This is a genomic window from Vicinamibacteria bacterium, from assembly GCA_035620555.1.
Taxonomy (GTDB): Bacteria; Acidobacteriota; Vicinamibacteria; order Marinacidobacterales; family SMYC01; genus DASPGQ01.
In genome coordinates this window covers 1-2,710 of record DASPGQ010000488.1, presented here as the reverse complement: position 1 = coordinate 2,710, position 2,710 = coordinate 1, and the positions used below count along the sequence as shown (strand labels likewise).

At 58.8% G+C, this 2,710-nt stretch carries 2 protein-coding genes; both read left to right on the top strand.

The genetic code is table 11. The features are described from left to right. Window positions 1-235, top strand: a 235-nt coding sequence (locus VEK15_20050; protein ID HXV63003.1) for a hypothetical protein, incomplete at its 5' end; no start/stop codon positions are given. A 45-nt stretch (window positions 236-280) separates the two neighbouring features. Then, on the top strand, window positions 281-2,710 hold a 2,430-nt coding region (locus tag VEK15_20045; protein ID HXV63002.1), incomplete at its 3' end, for a hypothetical protein.

Genomic DNA, 2,710 nt, shown 5'->3' with positions numbered 1-2,710 from the left:
TGGCGGCCTTCTGCTGTACCACAGAGATGACGGCCGTTCGCTCCGAAAGGACTGGATTCGGCCAACCCTGAGAAACCTGAACTTGATCTGGAAGTCTCCGGTGGCGCTCCTGACCCGGGATCAGCTCTTTTCGGTCACCGGCACGCAGTACAAGAGCGAAGAGGTCAAGCCGTCGTCGTTCGAAGAGGTCGTGGAAAAAATGAGAAAAGGAGAAAAGCTGTTGAGAGGAAACTGAAGTCAGGTCTCTCGAGTTACCCAGGCAATGAAAGGGGGGTACATCATGGACCTTCGCAACTTTCTAGGTGGAAGCAAACCTCGCAATCTCAGGTTCTCCGAGTTCATCGAATGCTTCCTCGCCGATCCCCAGGGATGTCTGCGAACCAGCTCGACGCTGATCGCCGAGGCCATTCACCATTTCGGGTTCGAGATCGTCGTGCGAAGCGGCGAGCCGGCGGTGAGCTACAACCTTTTTAAGGATCCTTTCTCCTCGGGGACTAACGCCGTTTTCGGTCAGGAATACTGCATCAAACAGATCGTCAACGTGATCGATTCGGTCGGTAAAGAATCGAGTCCTCAACGCGGCATCGTTCTCGTCGGGCCCCCGGCGTCGGGGAAGACCAATATCGTCGATCTGGTTAGTCTCGCACTCGAAGAATATTCCAAACACGCGGACGTTCGTCTCTACTCGTTCTACTTCCGTTTCGAGAACAAAGGTCGAGTGGTGGAGTTCCGACCGAAGTTCCGACACAATCCGATTCTCCTCTTGCCCACGAGCCTTCAGCTCGAGGACAAGACGACCCATCCCCGCCAGGAGTTCTTCGAGCTGGTCAATAGCGAGCGGGCCCCTCAGCCTCGCGTGGTCTTTCCCACGTTCTACCAGAACGCGAGCGTCGACAAGCGCAGTCTCGACATCATCGAGAAGCTCATGCAGAACCCGCGAAACTCGGGAAAGACCCTGTATGACATTCTCGAGGAGTACGTGCGGGTCGAGGAGCTCGACTTCTCGAACGCGCAGGCGAAGGGCATTGCCAATATCGACGACATGCGTCAACTGAAAGTCGTGGTCCGGCCAGTGAATCTGGGAAAGGACCACCGCGCCGTGGTCAACGACCATCTTCCCGGCGCTTATCTCTTCCAGTACGAGGGGGCGATGGTGGCGGCAAACCGAGGCCTTCTCCACATCCATGACGCATTCGGGGGAGAAGACGACCGCGGCGGAAGCGAAGAGGCCTACAAGCCTCTGCTGATGCTGCTCGGCAGCGGAAAAGCGTCCATCGAATCGACCCAGACCACCATCGACACCACCGTGCTCGCCACGACGAACCTGGAGGAGATGACGCGGCTCGAGCGGCAACTGACGTCGTCGAAGCTTCTCGACCGTATCGAAGAGATATCGGTGAACTATCTCCTCGACGCCCACTCGGAGATGGATATTCTCAAGCGGGACATGGCCAACCTGCGCGAAAAGTATGACGTCGATCCCAACCTCCTGCGAATCGCGACTTACTTCTCGGTGCTCAGCCGGCTTCTTCCTCCCGCGAAAGTGCCGCCTCTTGCGAGCTGGAGCGACGCCAAGAAGACCCTGTACTACAACATCACGCCCGAGCAGAAGCTGTTCATCTATTCGGCCCAGCCGGGAGACCCGGTGGCGACCATCAAGAAGCTTCCCGAGTGGCATCCGTTCCGCAGCGAGCTCATTCGGCTGGGGCTGGACATACTCCAGCTCGACCGCTACGAGCACTTGATCGCCCGCCAGCCCGATCGCATCAACCTGGAACATTGCGGGGTGTTCACCGCGGAGCAATTGAAGCTGGTCGACGACGACTTCATGCGGGCCCTATGGAGCGAGCACTACCCTTACGAGGGACGGCATGGCATCTCCGTCCGGCAGCTTCAGAACTTGATGCGGGACACGATTGCGAACTCGAACGGCCTTCGGATCCACGTGGGGACGTTCTTCAGTCGATTGAAGAAGACGCTCGCGGAAGGACCCGCCCTTCATCGTTGGCTCGCTATGGACGAAAAGTTCCGCAAGGACCGGCAGGGCCCACCGATGCGCTCCATTGGCGAAACGACGTTCGAGGAGGGGGAAGGGGACTACGGTGATTTCGCCGGATTGGTGAGAGTGGCCCAGGCCATCTATCACGACATCGTGCGGCGCGAGATCACCGTCGCCACCGTCAACCGGGATCCGCAGGAGATCGCGCTGGATCTGCGAAAGTATCTGCAGCATGTCCTGCTGCAGCGTGCGCGTGAGAACAGCGCCTTCGCGCACATCATGATCCGCCGTTTCACTTACTTCGATCCGGTCACTGGCGCCAAGGTCGATGAGGCCGATCCCAAATACATGAGCTCGATCGAGCGCATACTCGCGCCCGGGATACTGCCCGACGTCTACCGTCGGGAGATCGCGGAGCGCTTCCTGGACATGAACGACACGGGAGAGGTCGCCCTGGAGGAGGGGAAGTCGGTCGTCAGCTCGCGAAGGGACAACTTCCTTACGTGCTTCGGACAGGAGTACGAGAGGCTGCTCTCTCACCGTCGGACGATCGGCGACGTGGACCCGGAGGCCTTGCGCGACGCCGTCTTTCAGAAGCGCATGAACCCCCAGAAGTATGATGCCTTCGACGAGAAGCTGCGAAAGTATGCGGAAGAGATCCTCCTCAACCTGAACCGCCGCTTCGGCTATTCGAAGGAGAGCGCGCTCGAC